The organism is Neisseria sp. P0009.S007 (assembly GCF_051962515.1).
The window spans coordinates 3,248-20,710 of record NZ_JBQCVF010000007.1; the positions used below are offsets into that span (position 1 = coordinate 3,248).

A 17,463-nucleotide genomic window follows, 5' to 3' on the forward strand; every position below is an offset into this window, starting at 1 on the left:
ACGTAGCGCTGTACAACGAGTTCACTTTGGACGATTTCCGCCAATTGGAAGAAGCCTTGTTGGCCGCAAAACAAAAAGTCCATCTGCCCGACATCCTGTTGGACTTGTCCATGCTGAAAGACTTCACCATCGATATGGCGGTCGAGCAAATCAAATTCCTCAACCAACATGAAACCGACTTCGGCCGCGTTGCCGTTATTACCGACGACATTTGGATCAAACTTGGCGCGCGCCTTTCCAGCCTCTTGACCAACCAACATCCCAAATATTTCAGCGACGCTGCCGAAGCACAGGCTTGGTTGTTGGCAAGCAATTTGAAATAAAGACAAGGCCGTCTGAACGCATTATTGAGCAAATATAAAACCGCTTAGGCTCAAACAACGGCATCACGACATCTGTCAAAGCATAAAAAAGGCCGTCTGAAACCTTGCAACCTGCAAAGTTTCAGACGGCCTTTCATCGTTTTTATTCAAAAACTTACATAACACTCAATACATCAATACCCAACAATTCCAAGCCTTGTTTCAGCGTGTCGCCGGTCAGCTTTGCCAGTTGCAGACGGCTGTTGCGGGTTGCGCCTTCTGATTTCAAAATCGGGCAGGCTTCGTAGAAGCGGCTGAACAAGGTAGCGATTTGATAGAGGTAGGCGGCGAGGTAGTGCGGATACGCAGTATCTGTCACGCTTTGCAGTACGTCTTCAAATTTCAGCAGCTCGGCGGCCAGTTGTTTTTCCAAAGGTTCGGTCAAAACGGTTGGCGCGGTTGCGTCCCATTCGCCTGCTTTGCGGAACACGCTTTGTACGCGGGTATAGGCATATTGCAGGTAGGGGGCGGTGTTGCCTTCAAACGAAAGCATGGCGTCCCAGTCGAACACATAATCGCTGGTGCGGTTTTTGCTCAAATCGGCGTATTTGACCGCGCCGATGCCGACGGTTTTGCCAATTTTTCCTGCTTCGTCTGCGCCCAATTCAGGGTTTTTCTCTTTCACCAAAGCGGTGGCACGCTCAACAGCTTCGGTCAGCAAATCAACCAGTTTTACGGTGTCGCCGCTGCGCGTTTTGAACGGTTTGCCGTCTTTGCCCATCATGGTGCCGAAGCCGATAAACTCAGCTTTTACATCTTCCGGCAGATAGCCTGCTTTGCGTGAAGTGGTAAAGAGTTGCTCAAAGTGCAAGGCTTGGCGGTGGTCGACGACGTACAGCAAGCGGTTGGCATGAAGCGTGCCGACACGGTAGCGCAAACACGCCAAGTCGGTGGAAGCATAAAGGAAGCCGCCGCCTTGTTTTTGCACGATAAATGCGGCAGGTTCGCCCTCTTTGTTTTTGAACTCGTCCAAGAACACGACTTTCGCGCCGTCGTCTTCGACTGCCAAACCTTTTTCGACCAAATCATCGACCACAGGCTGCAAATCGTCGTTGTATTTAGATTCGCCCGCCACGTCTTCAGGGCTCAGTTTCAAGCCCAGCGTGTCATAAACGGCTTGGGCGTGCGAGAGTGAAATATCGACAAACTGTTTCCACAATGCCAAAACGGTTTCATCGCCGCCTTGCAGCTTCACAACGTATTCGCGTGCGGTATCGGCAAAGGCTGGATCTTCGTCAAAGCGCACTTTGGCGGCGCGGTAAAATTGCTCCAAATCCGCCAGCTCGAACGCGGCATTGTCTTTTTGCTGTTCAACCAAATAAGCGACCAACATGCCAAACTGCGTACCCCAGTCGCCGACGTGGTTTTGGCGGATGACGGTGTTGCCCATAAATTCCAACACGCGTGAAATGCTGTCGCCGATGATGCTGGAACGCAGGTGGCCGACGTGCATTTCTTTAGCCAGATTAGGCGAAGAATAGTCGATAACGACGGTTTGCGGTTTGTCGGTTTTCGCTACGCCGAAACGCGCGTCGTTCAAGGCCGTCTGAATGTTTTGGGCGAGGAATTCAGGACGCAGGCGCAGGTTGATAAAGCCCGGGCCGGCTACTTCCGCACTTTCAATCACAGCGTTGTCCGCCAATGCCTCGGCCACTTTTTGCGCCAACTCGCGCGGATTTTGTTTGGCTTTTTTCGCCGCACCCATCACGCCGTTGATTTGGAAATCGCCGTGTTCGGCATTCTTGGTCGGCTGCAAAACAACGGGGCTGTCGGCAATGCCTGTGGCGGCAAAGGCTGCTTGGGCTTCACGTTCGACGGTTTGGTATAAATTCATGTTGTCGGTCTCTATCAATTCAAATCAGGCGGTATTTTAAAAGAATTTCGGGCTTTAAAACAGGGCAAGCTGCAATACTTCTCCAGCGGCTTGTTATATGATTGCATTCTGATTCAACGATTTTGCTGTAAAGGCCGTCTGAAAGGAAAAGCCATGAACCCCAAAAATACGCTTTGTCTGATTGTCGATATCCAAGAACGCCTGCTGCCCGCCCTCTCCGGCGCGGACGAAATGTTGGAACGCTGCCGCCTGCTGATTCAAGGTTTGACGGCTTTGGACGTACCCTTTGCCGTAACCGAACAGTATCCGAAAGGTTTGGGCAACACCGTATCCGCCGTATCGCTGCTGTTGCCCGAAGGTACGCCTGTTGTCGAGAAAACCCGATTTTCAGCGTTTTTACCTGAAATTCAGGCAATATTACGCAAAAACGACGTCAAAAACGTTATTTTAGTTGGAGCGGAAGCGCATATCTGTATGCTTCAGACGGCCTTGGATTTGAAGGCGCAAGGTTACGCCGTATCCCTGCCTTTTGAATGCACCGCCTCGCGTACAACGGCCAACCGCGACAATGGTTTGGCGCAACTGAGCCGTCAGGGCATTATCATTTCCAATGTCGAAAGTATTTTGTTCCAACTGCTCGGTGATGCCAAACATCCGGCCTTTAAGACTATCTCCAAACTGATTCAATAACAGGCCGTCTGAAATGCAATACACCATCCGCCCTGCCCTGCGCCAAGACTTGCCCGCCATCGTCGATATTTACAACAGCACCGTGGCCACGCGCCAATCCACGGCCGATTTGTCGCCGACCACGGTTGCCGAACGCGAAATGTGGTTTGCCGCGCACACGGACAAACGCCCGATCTACGCCCTTTACGATGCCGACGGCACCGTATTGGCCTGGGGTAGTTTCAGCGACTACCATCCACGCTACGCCTACCACATCAGCGCGGAAGTCAGCATTTATGTCCGCCACGATATGCGCGGTGCAGGCGTGGGCAAAATCCTGTTGCGGCACATGCTCGAACGCGCACCGTCCTTAGACATCCACAACGTCATCGCGCTTGTGTTCGGCCACAACTATCCGAGCCTGAACCTGTTTCACCGTTTCGGTTTTGAAGAATGGGGGCGGCTGCCGCAAGTCTGCGATTTGGAAACCATGTTGGCAGACGTGGTGATTTTGGGCAAAAGGATTGTGGATTGATTACGGCAAAGGCCGTCTGAAAACTGAATTCAGACGGCCTTTTGACGGCAAAACCTTTATTCCGGTTTCTTCGCCAGCATGGTAACGAATTTAAACTGAATCGGATTGCCGAATTCGTCTTTCGCGTGCATCGAACCCAGCTCTTCCTTGTATTCCACCAATTCCCAATCCTTATAGTATTCGCGCAGCTCGCCCTCACTAAACTTGAACGGGAACGGCATCGGGCAAGGGAAATCTTCCGTATCCATCGCAGACACGATCAGGTTGTAGCCGCCGGGGTTGGTGTGTTCCTTTATATTGGCAATCACGTCAGGAACGTAACGCGGCATCAGGAACATAAACACCACGGTCGCCACCATATAATCGAAGTTTTCCTGAATATTGGCGGCGTTGAGGTCGTATTCAAACGCGCGGACATTCAACTCTTCGATACGCGCCAGCTCTTCCACGTTTTGAACCGCATGGGGATTATTATCGACAGCGGTAACGTCAAAACCTTTCAAACCCAGATACAGCGCATTGCGGCCCTGACCGCAGCCCATATCCAAAACCTTGCCGACAGGTACGATGCCTTCGGCAGCACGGACGGCCGAATGTGTCGCGCTCATGCCGTATTTCTTATTGAAATAGTCTGCCGCCTCGCAGTAAAACGACAGTTGGATTTCCGTGTCTTGCGTTTGCGGCGCGATAAAGTGCCATGCTTGCGGATGGATAATCCAATCATCGCTTTCAGGCGTCAGCTCGTGCGTGGACGTAACATTGCCCGCCTCGTCCACTTCATTGAAGTTCAGACGGCCTTGGAGGACATTGAGGCAGCCCCAAGTACCGGCGGCAGTATTGTGTTTGGACAACAAGGCTTCGGGAATCTCGTCCGCCGTCCACACCGGCATCTGCTTGTAACAAAACAATTCTTGCTGTTCGCTCATCATGTTTCCTTTCTATTTTGACGGTTTCAACACAGCTTCTGCCAAGGCTTTTTGAATGGCAATCACGCTCTTGTCGCTTTTAAATTGCAAGGTTTCGGTTGGCACCTCGCCGGAAGAAACCCAAATCTTCAGCTCGGCATCCAAATCAAAATGACCCGAGGTTTCCACCGAAAAGCGCGATACTGAACGGTATGGAATCGAACGGTAAGACACTTTCTTGCCGGTCAACCCCTGCTTGTCCACCAACACCAGCCGATATTCGGTAAACACAATCAAATCGCGCACCAGGCTGAATGCCATTTTTACCTGTTCGCCATCAATCAGGATATTCGCCAAATCGCGTTCCACCGCATCGGCGTCTTTTTGCGAAGCATTGCCCAAAAGGCCGCTGAACAATCCCATATCTGCCTTCTTTCTATACGAGTGATAAAGCGCAGGGTATTTTACACGCGTAAACCGTATTTGCCGATATTTCAGACGGCCTTATGTTATGATAATGATACCGCCTTATTCGACAAAGACATGCCCATGGATAAACCCGTTTACCTCTACACAGACGGCGCATGCAAAGGCAACCCCGGCGCAGGCGGCTGGGGTGTATTTATGCGCTACGGCACACACGAAAAAGAACTGTTCGGCGGCGAAGCCGAAACCACCAACAACCGTATGGAACTGACTGCCGTCATCGAAGGCCTGAAATCCCTAAAACGCCGCTGCCAAGTCGTCATCTGCACCGACTCGCAATACGTCAAAAACGGCATGGAAAGCTGGATACGCGGTTGGAAAAAAAACGGCTGGAAAACCGCCGCCAAAAAACCGGTTAAAAACGACGACTTATGGAAAGAGCTGGATAGTTTGGTTCAACAACACGATGTCCGCTGGACATGGGTAAAAGGCCATGCCGGACACCCAGAAAACGAAAAAGCTGACGAACTTGCCAATAAGGGCGCGGCAAAATTTTTATAACATTTCATCCATGACTGCACTCAAACATCTCAAACCATTCTTTTGGATTGCCATCATTGCATTGATTTGTGTGACGCCCATAGCACTTATGTTCGCCTATTCGCCCTTTCATGATGTCAATGATTTTTTTCGCTTTGGCTTGTGCGATCACGTTAAGAGTGCCGAAGAATGTGCCGACTTAATCACGCCCTCCTATTTATTTTGGTGGTTTATACCTGAACCGTGGCTTTTCGCATTCATATCTCTGACTGCCATTTACCTTGTTCTAAAAATCCTGATTGAAATCATCCGATTCCTATTCAGACTGAGAAAGAAAAACCCATGACCTGCCCCATCTGCACTGCCGACAACGAAGATATTTTGCTGCAAACGCCAAACCTGCGCGTTATCGCCGTCCACAATGAAGCCGGCGCACCGGCATTCTGCCGCGTGATTTGGAATAACCATGTTTCCGAGATGACCGACCTTTCCCCTGCCGAACGCAATGAAATCATGGAAATGGTGTATCAGGTTGAAGCCGCAATGCGCCAAGTCTTCCGCTCGGCCAAAATCAATCTGGCCAGCCTCGGCAATGTTGTGCCTCACTTGCATTGGCACGTCATCGCCCGCTTTGAAAACGACGCCAACTTTCCTGCGCCGATTTGGGCCGCACCCGTACGCGAACACGGTATGACCCTGCTCGAAAATTGGCCGCAACAAATCAAAAACTTAATCGCTTAAACTTTCAGACGGCCTATAAGGGCCGACACGCCCAGTTCAGGCCGTCTGAACATATAACGAAAGGAAAACCTCAATGACTTCCACCACGCGCCGCCATTTTCTGCGCACCTGCTCTGCCGCGGCAGGCGCAGGGTTGTTGCAAGCCTGCGGTACAGGCACGACCACCACGCCGCAAACCAAAACCACTTCCACCACCGCGAAAGCCCAAACCGTGCAACCTAAGCAACCCCATCCGCCACGTTCCGGCGACAACCTCCTGCGCGTTGTTGCGCCGTCAGGCTTCGCCGAAGACCCCAACCGCGTAACCACCGGCCTGACCCGCCTCTACAACGCAGGCTTTACCGTAACCAACCAACAGGCAGGCAGCCGCCGTTACCAACGCTTCGCCGGCTCCGATGCCCAACGTGCCGCCGACTTCCAAGACGTTGCCAGCGGCCGCGTCGAAACGCCCAAAGTCCTCATGGGCCTGCGCGGAGGCTATGGCGCGGCACGTATCCTGCCGCAAATCGACTTCGCCTCACTCGGCGCCAGAATGCGCGAACGCAGCACATTGTTCTTCGGCTTCAGCGACGTGTGCGCCGTCCAACTCGCCCTGTTGGCCAAAGGCAATATGATGAGCTTTGCCGGCCCGATGGTGTACAGCGAATTCGGCAAAGCAGACCCCAGCGTCTTTACCATGGATTCCTTCATCCGCGGCACGACCAACAACGTCAACATCGTTGATGTTCCGACCATCCAACGCGCCGATGTCAACGTCGAAGGCACATTGTGGGGCGGCAACCTCAGCGTTCTCGCATCCCTCGCCGGCACACCTTACATGCCCGATATTCAAGGCGGCATCCTCTTTATCGAAGACGTCAGCGAGCAGCCTTACCGCATCGAGCGTATGCTCAATACGCTTTATCTGTCAGGTGTTTTGCAAAAACAACGCACCATCATCTTCGGCGATTTCCGCATGGGCACCATCCGTGACGCGTACGATTCCAGCTACGACTTCTCCGCCGTCGTCAACCACATTTCGCGCACCGCCAAGATTCCTGTGTTGACCGGTTTCCCATTCGGCCACATCACCAACAAAACCACTTTCCCGTTGGGTGCGCATGCCAAAGTCCGCAGTACCGGCAACGGCGGTTATTCCGTCACCTTCAGCGGCTACCCGACGCTGAACCCGTCCGCGCTGACGCTCAACAACCTGCTGCCGCCTCCCGTGCCGACTTACGACAGCACCATCTACCGCGACAGCATTACTGAAGAAGTGACCGAATAAGGCTTGTTCAAATCAAAAGGCCGTCTGAAACCCAGTTTCAGACGGCCTTTTTATATCTTCATCTTAACCGTAACGTCGTTGGAAATCTTTCATAAATTCGGCCAACGCGTTCACACCTTCAAGCGGCATCGCATTGTAAATGCTGGCGCGCATACCACCGACGGTTTTATAGCCCTTGAGCAGGCACAAGCCCTGCAACTCGGCCTCCAACACAAAGTGGCGGTCCAAATCCTCGCTTGCGGTTTTGAAGACCACGTTCATTTTGGAACGCGCATCAGGATAAATATCGTTGATGTAAAAACCGCCGCTGCCGTCTATCGCCTCATACAAGGTTTGCGCCTTCATTCGATTGACCGCTTCAATTTTTTTCACACCGCCCTGCGTTTGCAACCAGCGGAACACCAAGCCCGACATATAAATCGCATAGGTGGACGGCGTGTTGTACATACCGTCGCGGTTGATATGAGAACGGTAGTTGAACACATCGGGAATATCGTTCGGACAACGCTCCAGCAAATCCTCGCGGATAATGACCACGGTCGCACCGGCTGGGCCGATATTTTTTTGCGCGCCGGCATAAATCAGGCCGTAATCGGATACATCAAACTCACGCGACAAAATCTCGCTCGACATATCACACACCAGCGGCGGCAGGCCGTCTGAAAGTTTGGGGACGTTTTGATACTGCAAGCCGTTCACGGTTTCATTAATCGCAAAATGAACAAACGCGGAATTCGGGTTGACATCCCAATCCTCAACCGCAGGCAGATTTTTATAGGCATATTGCTCGCCGCCATGCGCGGCCAAACGGATTTCGGCATTGCTTAAACGGCTCATCTGTTCATAGGCAATACGGCTCCAGTTGCCCGTTACCACCGCGTCGGCAGTCGCAAAACCGTGCGCCAAATTCATGGCCGCCATATTGAATTGCGCGGTCGCACCGCCCTGTAAAAATAGGATTTTATAGTTGGACGGAATATTCAAAAGCTGGCGCAAGTCTTGTTCGGCATGATGCAGAATACTCAAAAACATATCCGAACGGTGGCTCATCGCCATCACGGGAAAGCCCGTACCGTTGTAGTCGAGCATTTCCTGTTGCGCGGTACGCAATACCGTTTCCGGCAATACGGCAGGACCTGCGGAAAAATTGTAAATCGGGTGTGCGGACATGGCGGCCTTCTTTCTTATTCGGTGGGTATGAAGAAATTGTAGAACCGCCTTGCACATTGTGCAAGCACGAAAAATCAGAAAATCCAAGGCCGTCTGAAAACAAAGCAATACCAATTATTTGTTTTCCAAACTAATTTAAGAAACACCACACCAAAACTTGTCAACAATTTCCTTTTCAGACGGCCTCAACCCTCCCCTTTACATTTAAGCAATCACTTCAAAAAATCCACGCCAAATCAACACTTTTCTTTTATCTTGAAAACAGTTATAATAGGCCAATTTTTCAAATCACACGAAAAATGGCCGCGCGGCCATTTTTTTGTTTATGTACTTCTGGAGAAGCATGGATATTCAAAGCATTCTTGATAAAACCCTGCCTGGCTTGGGCTACGAGCTGGTCGATTTCGAACTGACCGCACAAGGCGATTTACGCGTTTTCATCGATAAAGAAGGCGGCATCACCGTCGAAGACTGCGCTACTGTCAGCAACCATCTGAGCCGCGTGTTTATGGTTGAAGACATCGACTACAAACGTTTGGAAATCTCCAGCCCTGGCCTTGACCGTCCGTTGAAAAAAGCCGCCGACTTCGTGCGCTTTGCCGGCCAGAACGCCAAAATCAAAACACGCCTGCCGATTGATGGTCAGAAAAACTTCATCGGCCGCATCGAATCTTGCGAAAACGACATCGTTACCGTCTCTTTCGACGGCAAAACCGCCCAAATCGAATTGAGCAACATCGACAAAGCCCGTTTGCGCCCCGAATTTAAATTTTAAAAACCGATTACTTGGAGATTCTAGAAAATGAGTCGCGAAATGTTACAGCTGGCCGAAGCGCTGGCAAGTGAAAAAAACGTTGAAACGGAAGTCGTATTCAAAGCCCTTGAATTCGCCCTCTCTACTGCCGCCAAGAAAAAAGCCGACCGCGAGCACATGGACGTGCGTGTCGAAATCGACCGCGATACCGGCGAATACCAAACCTTCCGCCGCTGGCTGATTGTTGCCGATGAAGACTACACCTACCCCGACGTAGAAAAAACCATCGAGGAAATCCAAGAAGAAATTCCCGGCACAACCATCCAAATCGGCGAATACTACGAAGAGCAGCTGCCAAACGAAGGTTTCGGCCGCCAAGCCGCACAAACTGCCAAACAAATCATCCTGCAACGCATCCGTGATGCGGAGCGCGAGCAAAACCTGAACGAGTTCCTCGCTTCTAAAGAAGACATCGTTTCCGGTACGGTAAAACGCGTCGAGCGCCACGGCATCATCGTTGAAGTCGTCGCGGGCAAACTCGACGCACTGATTCCGCGCGAAGAAATGATTCCGCGCGAAAACTTCCGCAGCGGCGACCGCATCCGCGCCCTCTTCCTGCGTGTGGACGAAATCGGCAATACCGGCCGCAAACAAGTCATTTTGAGCCGTACCAGCGGCGACTTCTTGGCCAAACTCTACGCCAACGAAGTACCTGAAATTGCAGACGGCCTGTTGGAAATCCGCGAAGTAGCACGCGACCCCGGCCAACGCGCCAAAGTTGCCGTTAAAGCCAACGACCAACGCATCGACCCGCAAGGTACTTGTATCGGCGTGCGCGGTTCTCGTGTTAACGCCGTGAGCAACGAATTGTCCGGCGAACGCATCGACATCGTATTGTGGTCTCCTGAGCCTGCGCAATTCGTGATGAATGCGCTGTCTCCTGCCGAAGTGAGCCGCATCGTGATTGATGAAGACAAACACGCTGTTGACGTGATTGTTGATGAAAACCAACTGGCGCTGGCCATCGGCCGCGGCGGTCAAAACGTCCGTCTGGCTTCCATCCTGACCGGCTGGCAGCTGAACATCATGACCGTTGAAGAAGCCGACGAGCGCAATGCCGCCGAAGACGCGGTTATCCGCAACCTCTTCACCACCCACTTGAACATCGACGACGAAACCGCCGATATCTTGGTGGAAGAAGGCTTTGCCACTTTGGAAGAAGTTGCTTACGTTCCAGCGGCAGAATTACTCGCCATTGACGGCTTTGACGAAGAAATTGTTGAAACCCTGCGCAACCGCGCACGCGACGCTATCCTGACCATTACCATCGCCGCAGAAGAAAAACTGGGTGAAGTGTCTGAAGACATGCGCAATTTAGACGGCGTAAATTCCGATATGTTGCGCAAACTGGCCGAAGCCGGCGTTACCCAACGCGATGATCTGGCCGAATTGTCTGTTGACGAATTGGTCGAAATTACCGGTGTTGACGAAGAAGAAGCCAAAAAAGTGATTTTGGCTGCACGCGAACACTGGTTTACTGAAGAAAATAACTAAGGGGGTACTGAATGAGTAATACAACCGTAGCGCAATTTGCCGCCGAACTAAACCGCCCCGTCGATGATTTGCTTAAACAATTGAAAGAAGCCGGGGTCAACAAAAACAGTGGTAATGACAGCATAACCACTGACGACAAACAACTGTTGACTGCTTACCTGCAAAAGAAAAACGGCAGCAATAGCGGCACCATCAGCATCCGCCGCAAAAAAACCGAAGTCAGCACCGTTGATGGCGTAAAAGTGGAAACACGCCGCCGCAGCCGTGCCGTTACCATTCCTTCTTCCGAAGAATTGGCAGCGGAAGCCAAAGCCAAAGTAGCAGCGGAAAACCAAAAAGCCGAAGCAGAAAAAGCAGCCGCCCAAGCTGCCGAAGAAAAAGCCAAAGCTGAAGCAGAAGCTGCCGCCAAAGCCGAAGCCCGTGCCAAAGCAGAGGCTGAAGCAGCCAGACTGAAAGCAGCCAAAGCCGCACCAAAAGCGGAAGGCAAACCTGCCGAAGCCCAAAAAGAAGAAGCCAAACCGGTTGAAGCCGTAGAAGCCAAGGCCGAAGCAAAAGTTGAAGCTAAAGCAGACAACAAGCCGTCTGAAAAATCCGTTGAAGCTGAAAAACCAGCCGAAGCCAAGAAACCTGCCAAAGCCAAACAAGACAAAGGCGGCAAAGGCAAAGAAGCGAAAAAGGCAGCCAAACCTGCCGCTCCTGCCGTACCGCAACCTGTCGTCAGCGTGGAAGAACAGGCTCAACGCGATGAAGAAGCCCGTCGTGCCGCCGCCCTGCGTGCGCATCAAGAAGCCTTGTTGAAAGAAAAACAAGAGCGTCAAGCACGCCGTGAAGCCATGAAACAACAGGCCGATCAAGACTCAAAACCTACTAAAGAAGCCAAATCAGGCGAACGCAATAAACCTGCCGAGAAAGCAAAAGCGGCATCCGGCGAAGGCAAATCCGAACACAACGCGCGCGGTAAAAAAGAAGACCGTCGTGACCGTGACGAAGAAAACCAAGGCCGTAACGCCAAAGGCAAAGGCGGCAAAGGTGGTCGCGACCGCAACAATGCACGCAATGGCGACGACGATCGCGTACGCGGCGGTAAAAAAGGCAAAAAACTCAAACTTGAGCCAAACCAACACGCCTTCCAAGCGCCGACCGAACCTGTCGTACACGAAGTTTTGGTACCTGAAACCATTACCGTTGCCGACTTGGCACACAAAATGGCCGTTAAAGGCGTCGAAGTGGTTAAAGCCCTGATGAAAATGGGCATGATGGTAACCATTAACCAATCTATCGACCAAGACACTGCCCTGATTGTAGTGGAAGAACTCGGCCACATCGGCAAACCTGCTGCAGCCGACGACCCTGAAGCATTCCTGGATGAAGGCGTTGAAGCAGTTGAAGCCGAAGCATTGCCGCGTCCACCGGTTGTTACCGTGATGGGTCACGTTGACCACGGTAAAACTTCCCTGCTGGACTACATCCGCCGCGCCAAAGTGGTACAAGGCGAAGCGGGTGGCATTACCCAACACATCGGTGCATACCACGTTGAAACCCCTCGCGGCGTGATTACTTTCTTGGATACTCCGGGTCACGAAGCGTTTACCGCAATGCGTGCGCGCGGTGCGAAAGCAACCGATATCGTGATCCTCGTGGTTGCCGCCGACGACGGCGTGATGCCGCAAACCATCGAGGCAATTGCCCACGCTAAAGCCGCCGGCGTACCAATTGTGGTTGCCGTCAACAAAATCGATAAAGAAGCCGCCAACCCTGAGCGTATCCGCCAAGAGCTGACTGCGCACGAAGTCGTGCCTGACGAATGGGGCGGCGATGTACAGTTTATCGACGTTTCCGCTAAAAAAGGCCTGAACATCGATGCATTGCTCGAAGCCGTCTTGCTCGAAGCCGAAGTTTTGGAACTGACTGCCCCAGTCGATGCACCTGCCAAAGGTATCATTGTTGAGGCACGTTTGGACAAAGGCCGCGGCGCGGTTGCCACATTGCTGGTTCAAAGCGGTACACTGAAAAAAGGCGATATGCTGCTGGCCGGTACTGCATTCGGTAAAATCCGTGCAATGGTTGACGAAAACGGCAAAGCCATCAATGAAGCCGGCCCGTCTATCCCTGTCGAAATCCTCGGCTTGTCCGATGTACCGAACGCAGGCGAAGATGCAATGGTATTGGCCGACGAGAAAAAAGCGCGCGAAATCGCCCTCTTCCGTCAAGGCAAATACCGCGACGTGCGCTTAGCCAAACAACAGGCCGCAAAACTGGAAAACATGTTCAACAACATGGGCGAAAACCAAGCCCAATCCTTGTCCGTCATCATCAAAGCAGACGTACAAGGTTCTTACGAAGCTTTGGCTGGCAGCCTGAAAAAACTGTCCACCGACGAAGTGAAAGTGAACGTGTTGCACAGCGGCGTGGGCGGCATTACCGAATCGGATGTCAACTTGGCCATCGCTTCCGGCGCATTCATCATCGGCTTTAACGTCCGTGCAGATGCTTCCGCACGCAAACTGGCTGAGAATGAAAACGTGGAAATCCGTTACTACAACATCATTTACGATGCCATCGACGACGTGAAAGCCGCCATGAGCGGTATGCTCTCTCCGGAAGAGAAAGAGCAAGTAACCGGCACGGTCGAAATCCGTCAGGTTATCTCCGTTTCCAAAGTCGGTAATATTGCAGGCTGTATGGTTACCGATGGGGTGGTCAAACGCGATTCCCATGTCCGCCTCATCCGCAACAACGTGGTTATCCATACCGGCGAGCTATCTTCTTTGAAACGCTACAAAGACGACGTCAAAGAAGTCCGCATGGGCTTCGAGTGTGGTCTGATGCTCAAAGGCTACAACGAGATTATGGAAGGCGACCAACTCGAATGTTTCGACATCGTCGAAGTTGCCCGTACTCTGTAATCAGACAGACCGTCTGAAAAATTAGAAGCAGGTTTTGCAATGCGAAACCTGCTTCTAATTTTTCAGACGGCCTTTTTACAACCATTCATAGTTTGAAACTATTGAAATTGATGTGTGGTATATAAGAAACAAAACAGCCGCACAAGGCAAAGCCATTTGGCAAAAGAATAGACGGCAAACTAAGCCTGATAAGGCTCTCTATATATTGTCATATCTTAACGTTTCTGTTGTTTTTCTCAAATTTCGGCACTAGTATATACAGCCTAAACACAATACAAATTAAGCAATACCGGTCATATGCCGGATACGTTTACTTCCTTGTTACTCTCATCAATATCTAAAGAAAATATCATGACAATCGAAAAAGCAATGCGCATCCGCAATGCGCAATTTGAATTACGACATTTAGAGCAATTACAGCCATCCCCTATTGCACAAGCAACAACAGGTACATCGGGAGATGACGTTTATTATGTAACCCGCAGCGACGATAAAATCATTGAAAATCCAAATGGTGGCGATGATACGGTTTACAGCAACGTCAGCTATACCCTTCCAAACCACGTTGAAAACCTTGTTTTGACGGGTACAGCCAACATCTTCGGTGCAGGCAACAACAGCAACAACATCCTCATCGGCAATGAAGGCCGCAACCGCCTCAACAGCGGCCGCGGAGACGACATCGTTTACGGCGGTGGCGGTAACGATTTCATCAACGGCGGCGAAGGCGACGACCGTCTTTTCGGCGAAACAGGCAATGACACCCTCAACGGAGAAACAGGCAACGATGTGCTTGAAGGTGGCGAAGGTGACGACACCTACCTTTTCTCTGCCAAAAGCGAGCAAGACACCATCATCGACAACCAAGGCCACAACAGCATCCGCTTCCATACTGACCTGAGCCTTAACGATTTAACCGTTGAAGTCCGAAACAATGAAACCGGCGGTCATGACTGGCTGATTGCCGTGAAAAACAGCAACGCCGTTTTAACCATCAAAAACCAATACACTCAAAACGGTACCACACCGGCAGTCTCCCACTTCATCATTGGCACACAAAAACTGGATGTAAACAACTTTGCCAAATATTTCGATATTTCCCTGACTGAGCATACCGAAAGCGGTCAGACCATCGATGGCAGCGACGACAATGACTACCTCATCGGCACATCCGGCGATGATATTATCGACGGCAAGGCCAGTTCCGACATTATGGAAGGCGGAGACGGCAATGACACTTACTACGTTGATGATGTAAAAGACGTGGTGATTGAACAGGCTGGCGGCGGCGAAGACACCGTATTCAGCAGCATTTCCCATACTGCCGCTATCCACGTCGAAAATGTTACCTTAACCGGCTCGACCAATATTTTTGCCGCCGGCAACAACAGCAATAACATTCTGACCGGTAACGAAGGCCGCAACCGCCTCAACAGCGGACGCGGTGATGATACTGTTTACGGCATGGGTGGCAACGACAACCTCAACGGCGGCGAGGGCAACGATTATCTGGATGGCGGCGACGGTAACGATGTCATCAATGGTGATTCAGGCGACGACATTTTGGTGGGCGGCAAAGGTAAAGACATTCTGAAAGGCGGCGCCGGAAACGATACCTATATCTACGGCGACAACGATACCATTATCGACAACCAAGGCATCAATACCCTCAAGTTTTCAGACGGCCTGAACAATGCCAAGCTCAACCTGAAGACCATTCATAACGATGATGGCAGCCAAAGCTGGGAAATTACTTCCGAACAAGGTTCAGCCCTGATTCAAAACCAAATCGGCGCGGATGGCAGTATTTCCATCGACCGTTTCCAGTTCAACGACCAAACCTACACTGCCGCGCAGTTCCAACAGGCCTTCCAACCAGTGAAAGCCGAAACCATTAAATTTGCCGGCACAAACGGCGACGACACTTTGCATGGTAATGCAGCCGACAATGAAATTGACGCTGGCAACGACGGCCATGACACCCTCTATGGCCACGACGGAGATGACATCTTACGCGAACACAGCGAAACCTATTACGGCAACGAACCTGCTTCCGACGATAAATTCTATGGTGGCAACGGTAACGACAAACTCTATGCCCATGTAGGCACCGACTTACTCGACGGCGGCGCAGGCAATGATTATCTGGAAGGCGGAGAACACAACGACACCTATGTTTTCGGAAAAGGTTACGGCCACGACACCATTTTCGACTACAACTTCGGTTTTGATAGCGAGGCAAGCCTACACAGACTCAACGCTAATGTCGTTAAATTTACCGGCGGCATTACCCTTGACGACCTCGAAATTACCGTTGAAAAAGGTTACGACAAAACCGGGATTGCCGACATACCCGACAGCAACCAATTTGTATCCCCCCCCCTGTTGGATGGCGATACTTGGCATATCCGCATTAAAGGCACGGACGATGTTTTAACCATCAAAAACCAAAGCGGTATTTATGGTGCGATTTCCGAGTTTCAGTTTGACGGCAATACCTCATACAGCACAGGCGAGCTGATCAACCACTTCAAACTGTCTATCCCGCACATGATCGGCAACAAAAACATCGTCCAATACACAGGCCAACCCGTTGAAGAACTCAACCGTGATGTGTACAACAACTTCAATCACACCATCCACGCCGATAGCGACAACAGCGATTTAGATTTGTCGCATTACACTTCTGTTGTCGAATACAGGGGCAACCGAAGCGATGAAACCATTACTTTGGGCCGAGGCATCAACATCGTTGATACGGCCGGCGGCAACGATACCATTACCGACCCGGGTGCCGACAACACCGTTATCATGTTTGGCAGAAACAGCGGCAACGACACCTTTAATCCGTATGGTGGCAGCGATACCCAAGTCCTTTTCAAAGAAGGGCTGACGCTGAAAGATTTACAGTTGAAAACCGGCGATGATTGGGTCTTAACCATCAAAGATACAGGCGACACCCTGACCATCCATGACATTGCCAACAATAATGTCGACAGCTTTGTATTCGGAAACGGTAAGAGCTACACCGCCGATGAAATCAGCAAAGCACTGATTACTGAAAATACACAAAACAACGGTATCCTGTAAAACTCAAAGGCCGTCTGAAACCTTAATTCAGACGGCCTTAGTCCTTTGCTGATTTATTTATCGTTCTGCTATATAATTATTCTCATTCGAATTCACAAGAAAGAATAAAAATGGATGCCTTAAATCTCCTCACCACTCGTCGCTCTTCCAAAAAACTGACTGCTCCTGCACCCAATGCCGAGCAACTGGAACAAATGCTGCAAGCGGCAACACAAGTACCTGATCACGGCAATATGCGCCCTTACCGCTTTACTGTAATTCAAAGCGAGGCCGGCTTACAACGTTTCCGCGAGCTTTTGGGCAAGACCGTTACCGAACTCAACTTCGGTGATGATGCCATGAAAAAGGCCGAACGCGTCGGCAACATGGCGCCTATGATTATTGGCGTTACATTTGCGCCAAACCGTGAAGTGGCGAAACCCAAACCTGAATGGGAGCAAATGCTGACTGCAGGCTGCGCCGCCTATGCTTTACAACTGGCTGCTTCTGCTCAAGGCTTCGACAATGTTTGGATTACGGGCATGTGGGTCAACAGCCCATTGTTGCGCGAAGCATTTGAGTGTGCCGACAAAGACAAAATCATCGGCCTGATGATGATTGGTTCGCCGACCGAAGAAGGAAGCGGCCCGAAAAATACCAACTTAGAATGTTTTACAACTTATTGGTAAAGCCTGAAAATACTAAGGCCGTCTGAAAAACCTGATTTAATG

The 17,463-nt window shown here is 51.1% G+C and carries 16 protein-coding genes; 12 read left to right on the top strand and 4 right to left on the bottom strand.

The window, feature by feature from the left end; genetic code table 11:
* The coding region (locus ACTHS3_RS01875; protein WP_440366978.1) for an STAS/SEC14 domain-containing protein at positions 1–323 on the top strand (323 nt) is incomplete at its 5' end.
* Between the two features lie 154 nt (positions 324–477).
* Here the strand turns inward: ACTHS3_RS01875 and argS are convergent.
* Complete coding sequence (gene argS / locus ACTHS3_RS01880) at positions 478–2,196, bottom strand: arginine--tRNA ligase (protein ID WP_440366980.1); 1,719 nt, start codon at positions 2,194–2,196, stop codon at positions 478–480.
* A 153-nt stretch (positions 2,197–2,349) separates the two neighbouring features.
* Here argS and ACTHS3_RS01885 point away from each other — a divergent pair, with 153 nt between their 5' ends.
* Both ACTHS3_RS01885 and ACTHS3_RS01890 read left to right on the top strand, forming a co-directional pair.
* Positions 2,350–2,886: an isochorismatase family protein gene (locus tag ACTHS3_RS01885; protein WP_440366982.1), complete on the top strand. Its 537-nt coding sequence runs from the start codon at positions 2,350–2,352 to the stop codon at positions 2,884–2,886.
* A 13-nt stretch (positions 2,887–2,899) separates the two neighbouring features.
* A complete protein-coding gene (locus ACTHS3_RS01890; RefSeq protein ID WP_004519325.1) occupies positions 2,900–3,400 on the top strand; it encodes a GNAT family N-acetyltransferase in 501 nt (166 codons plus the stop codon).
* 56 nt (positions 3,401–3,456) lie between these two features.
* Here ACTHS3_RS01890 and tehB read toward each other — a convergent pair whose 3' ends face one another.
* Positions 3,457–4,326: an SAM-dependent methyltransferase TehB gene (gene tehB / locus ACTHS3_RS01895; protein WP_039861960.1), complete on the bottom strand. Its 870-nt coding sequence runs from the start codon at positions 4,324–4,326 to the stop codon at positions 3,457–3,459.
* Positions 4,327–4,338: 12 nt separating this feature from the next.
* Positions 4,339–4,728 (bottom strand): PH domain-containing protein, encoded by a 390-nt coding sequence (locus ACTHS3_RS01900; protein ID WP_004519323.1) that lies wholly within the window; start codon positions 4,726–4,728, stop codon positions 4,339–4,341.
* Positions 4,729–4,854: 126 nt separating this feature from the next.
* Here ACTHS3_RS01900 and rnhA point away from each other — a divergent pair, with 126 nt between their 5' ends.
* The 4 genes from rnhA (at position 4,855) to ACTHS3_RS01920 (ending at position 7,279) form a co-directional block, all read left to right on the top strand.
* The gene (gene rnhA, locus ACTHS3_RS01905) at positions 4,855–5,292 is read left to right on the top strand and encodes a ribonuclease HI (protein WP_049335392.1); all 438 of its coding nucleotides are present in this window, start codon (positions 4,855–4,857) and stop codon (positions 5,290–5,292) included.
* Between the two features lie 10 nt (positions 5,293–5,302).
* Positions 5,303–5,617, top strand: a complete 315-nt coding sequence (locus ACTHS3_RS01910) for a hypothetical protein (protein WP_049335391.1) — start codon at positions 5,303–5,305, stop codon at positions 5,615–5,617.
* Complete coding sequence (locus ACTHS3_RS01915; RefSeq protein ID WP_440366985.1) at positions 5,614–6,012, top strand: HIT family protein; 399 nt, start codon at positions 5,614–5,616, stop codon at positions 6,010–6,012. The genes ACTHS3_RS01910 and ACTHS3_RS01915 overlap by 4 nt, the downstream gene beginning before the upstream one ends.
* A gap of 73 nt (positions 6,013–6,085) precedes the next feature.
* Positions 6,086–7,279: an LD-carboxypeptidase gene (locus tag ACTHS3_RS01920; protein WP_049335388.1), complete on the top strand. Its 1,194-nt coding sequence runs from the start codon at positions 6,086–6,088 to the stop codon at positions 7,277–7,279.
* Positions 7,280–7,342: 63 nt separating this feature from the next.
* On the opposite strand, the gene serC is transcribed toward ACTHS3_RS01920, so the two are convergent.
* The gene (gene serC / locus ACTHS3_RS01925; RefSeq protein WP_049335386.1) at positions 7,343–8,449 is read right to left on the bottom strand and encodes a phosphoserine transaminase; all 1,107 of its coding nucleotides are present in this window, start codon (positions 8,447–8,449) and stop codon (positions 7,343–7,345) included.
* Between the two features lie 343 nt (positions 8,450–8,792).
* On the opposite strand from serC, the gene rimP reads away from it, so the two are divergent.
* The 5 genes from rimP to ACTHS3_RS01950 all read left to right on the top strand — a co-directional run bounded on the left by rimP (position 8,793) and on the right by ACTHS3_RS01950 (position 17,421).
* On the top strand, positions 8,793–9,224 hold the full coding sequence (gene rimP / locus ACTHS3_RS01930; protein ID WP_003685973.1) for a ribosome maturation factor RimP: 432 nt from the start codon (positions 8,793–8,795) through the stop codon (positions 9,222–9,224).
* Positions 9,225–9,251: 27 nt separating this feature from the next.
* Positions 9,252–10,757, top strand: a complete 1,506-nt coding sequence (gene nusA / locus ACTHS3_RS01935) for a transcription termination factor NusA (protein ID WP_049335384.1) — start codon at positions 9,252–9,254, stop codon at positions 10,755–10,757.
* 11 nt (positions 10,758–10,768) lie between these two features.
* Positions 10,769–13,663, top strand: a complete 2,895-nt coding sequence (infB, locus tag ACTHS3_RS01940; RefSeq protein ID WP_070625920.1) for a translation initiation factor IF-2 — start codon at positions 10,769–10,771, stop codon at positions 13,661–13,663.
* Between the two features lie 351 nt (positions 13,664–14,014).
* Positions 14,015–16,753: a calcium-binding protein gene (locus ACTHS3_RS01945; protein ID WP_440366988.1), complete on the top strand. Its 2,739-nt coding sequence runs from the start codon at positions 14,015–14,017 to the stop codon at positions 16,751–16,753.
* A 110-nt stretch (positions 16,754–16,863) separates the two neighbouring features.
* Positions 16,864–17,421 (top strand): nitroreductase family protein, encoded by a 558-nt coding sequence (locus ACTHS3_RS01950; RefSeq protein ID WP_049330902.1) that lies wholly within the window; start codon positions 16,864–16,866, stop codon positions 17,419–17,421.
* Positions 17,422–17,463: the final 42 nt, after the last annotated feature.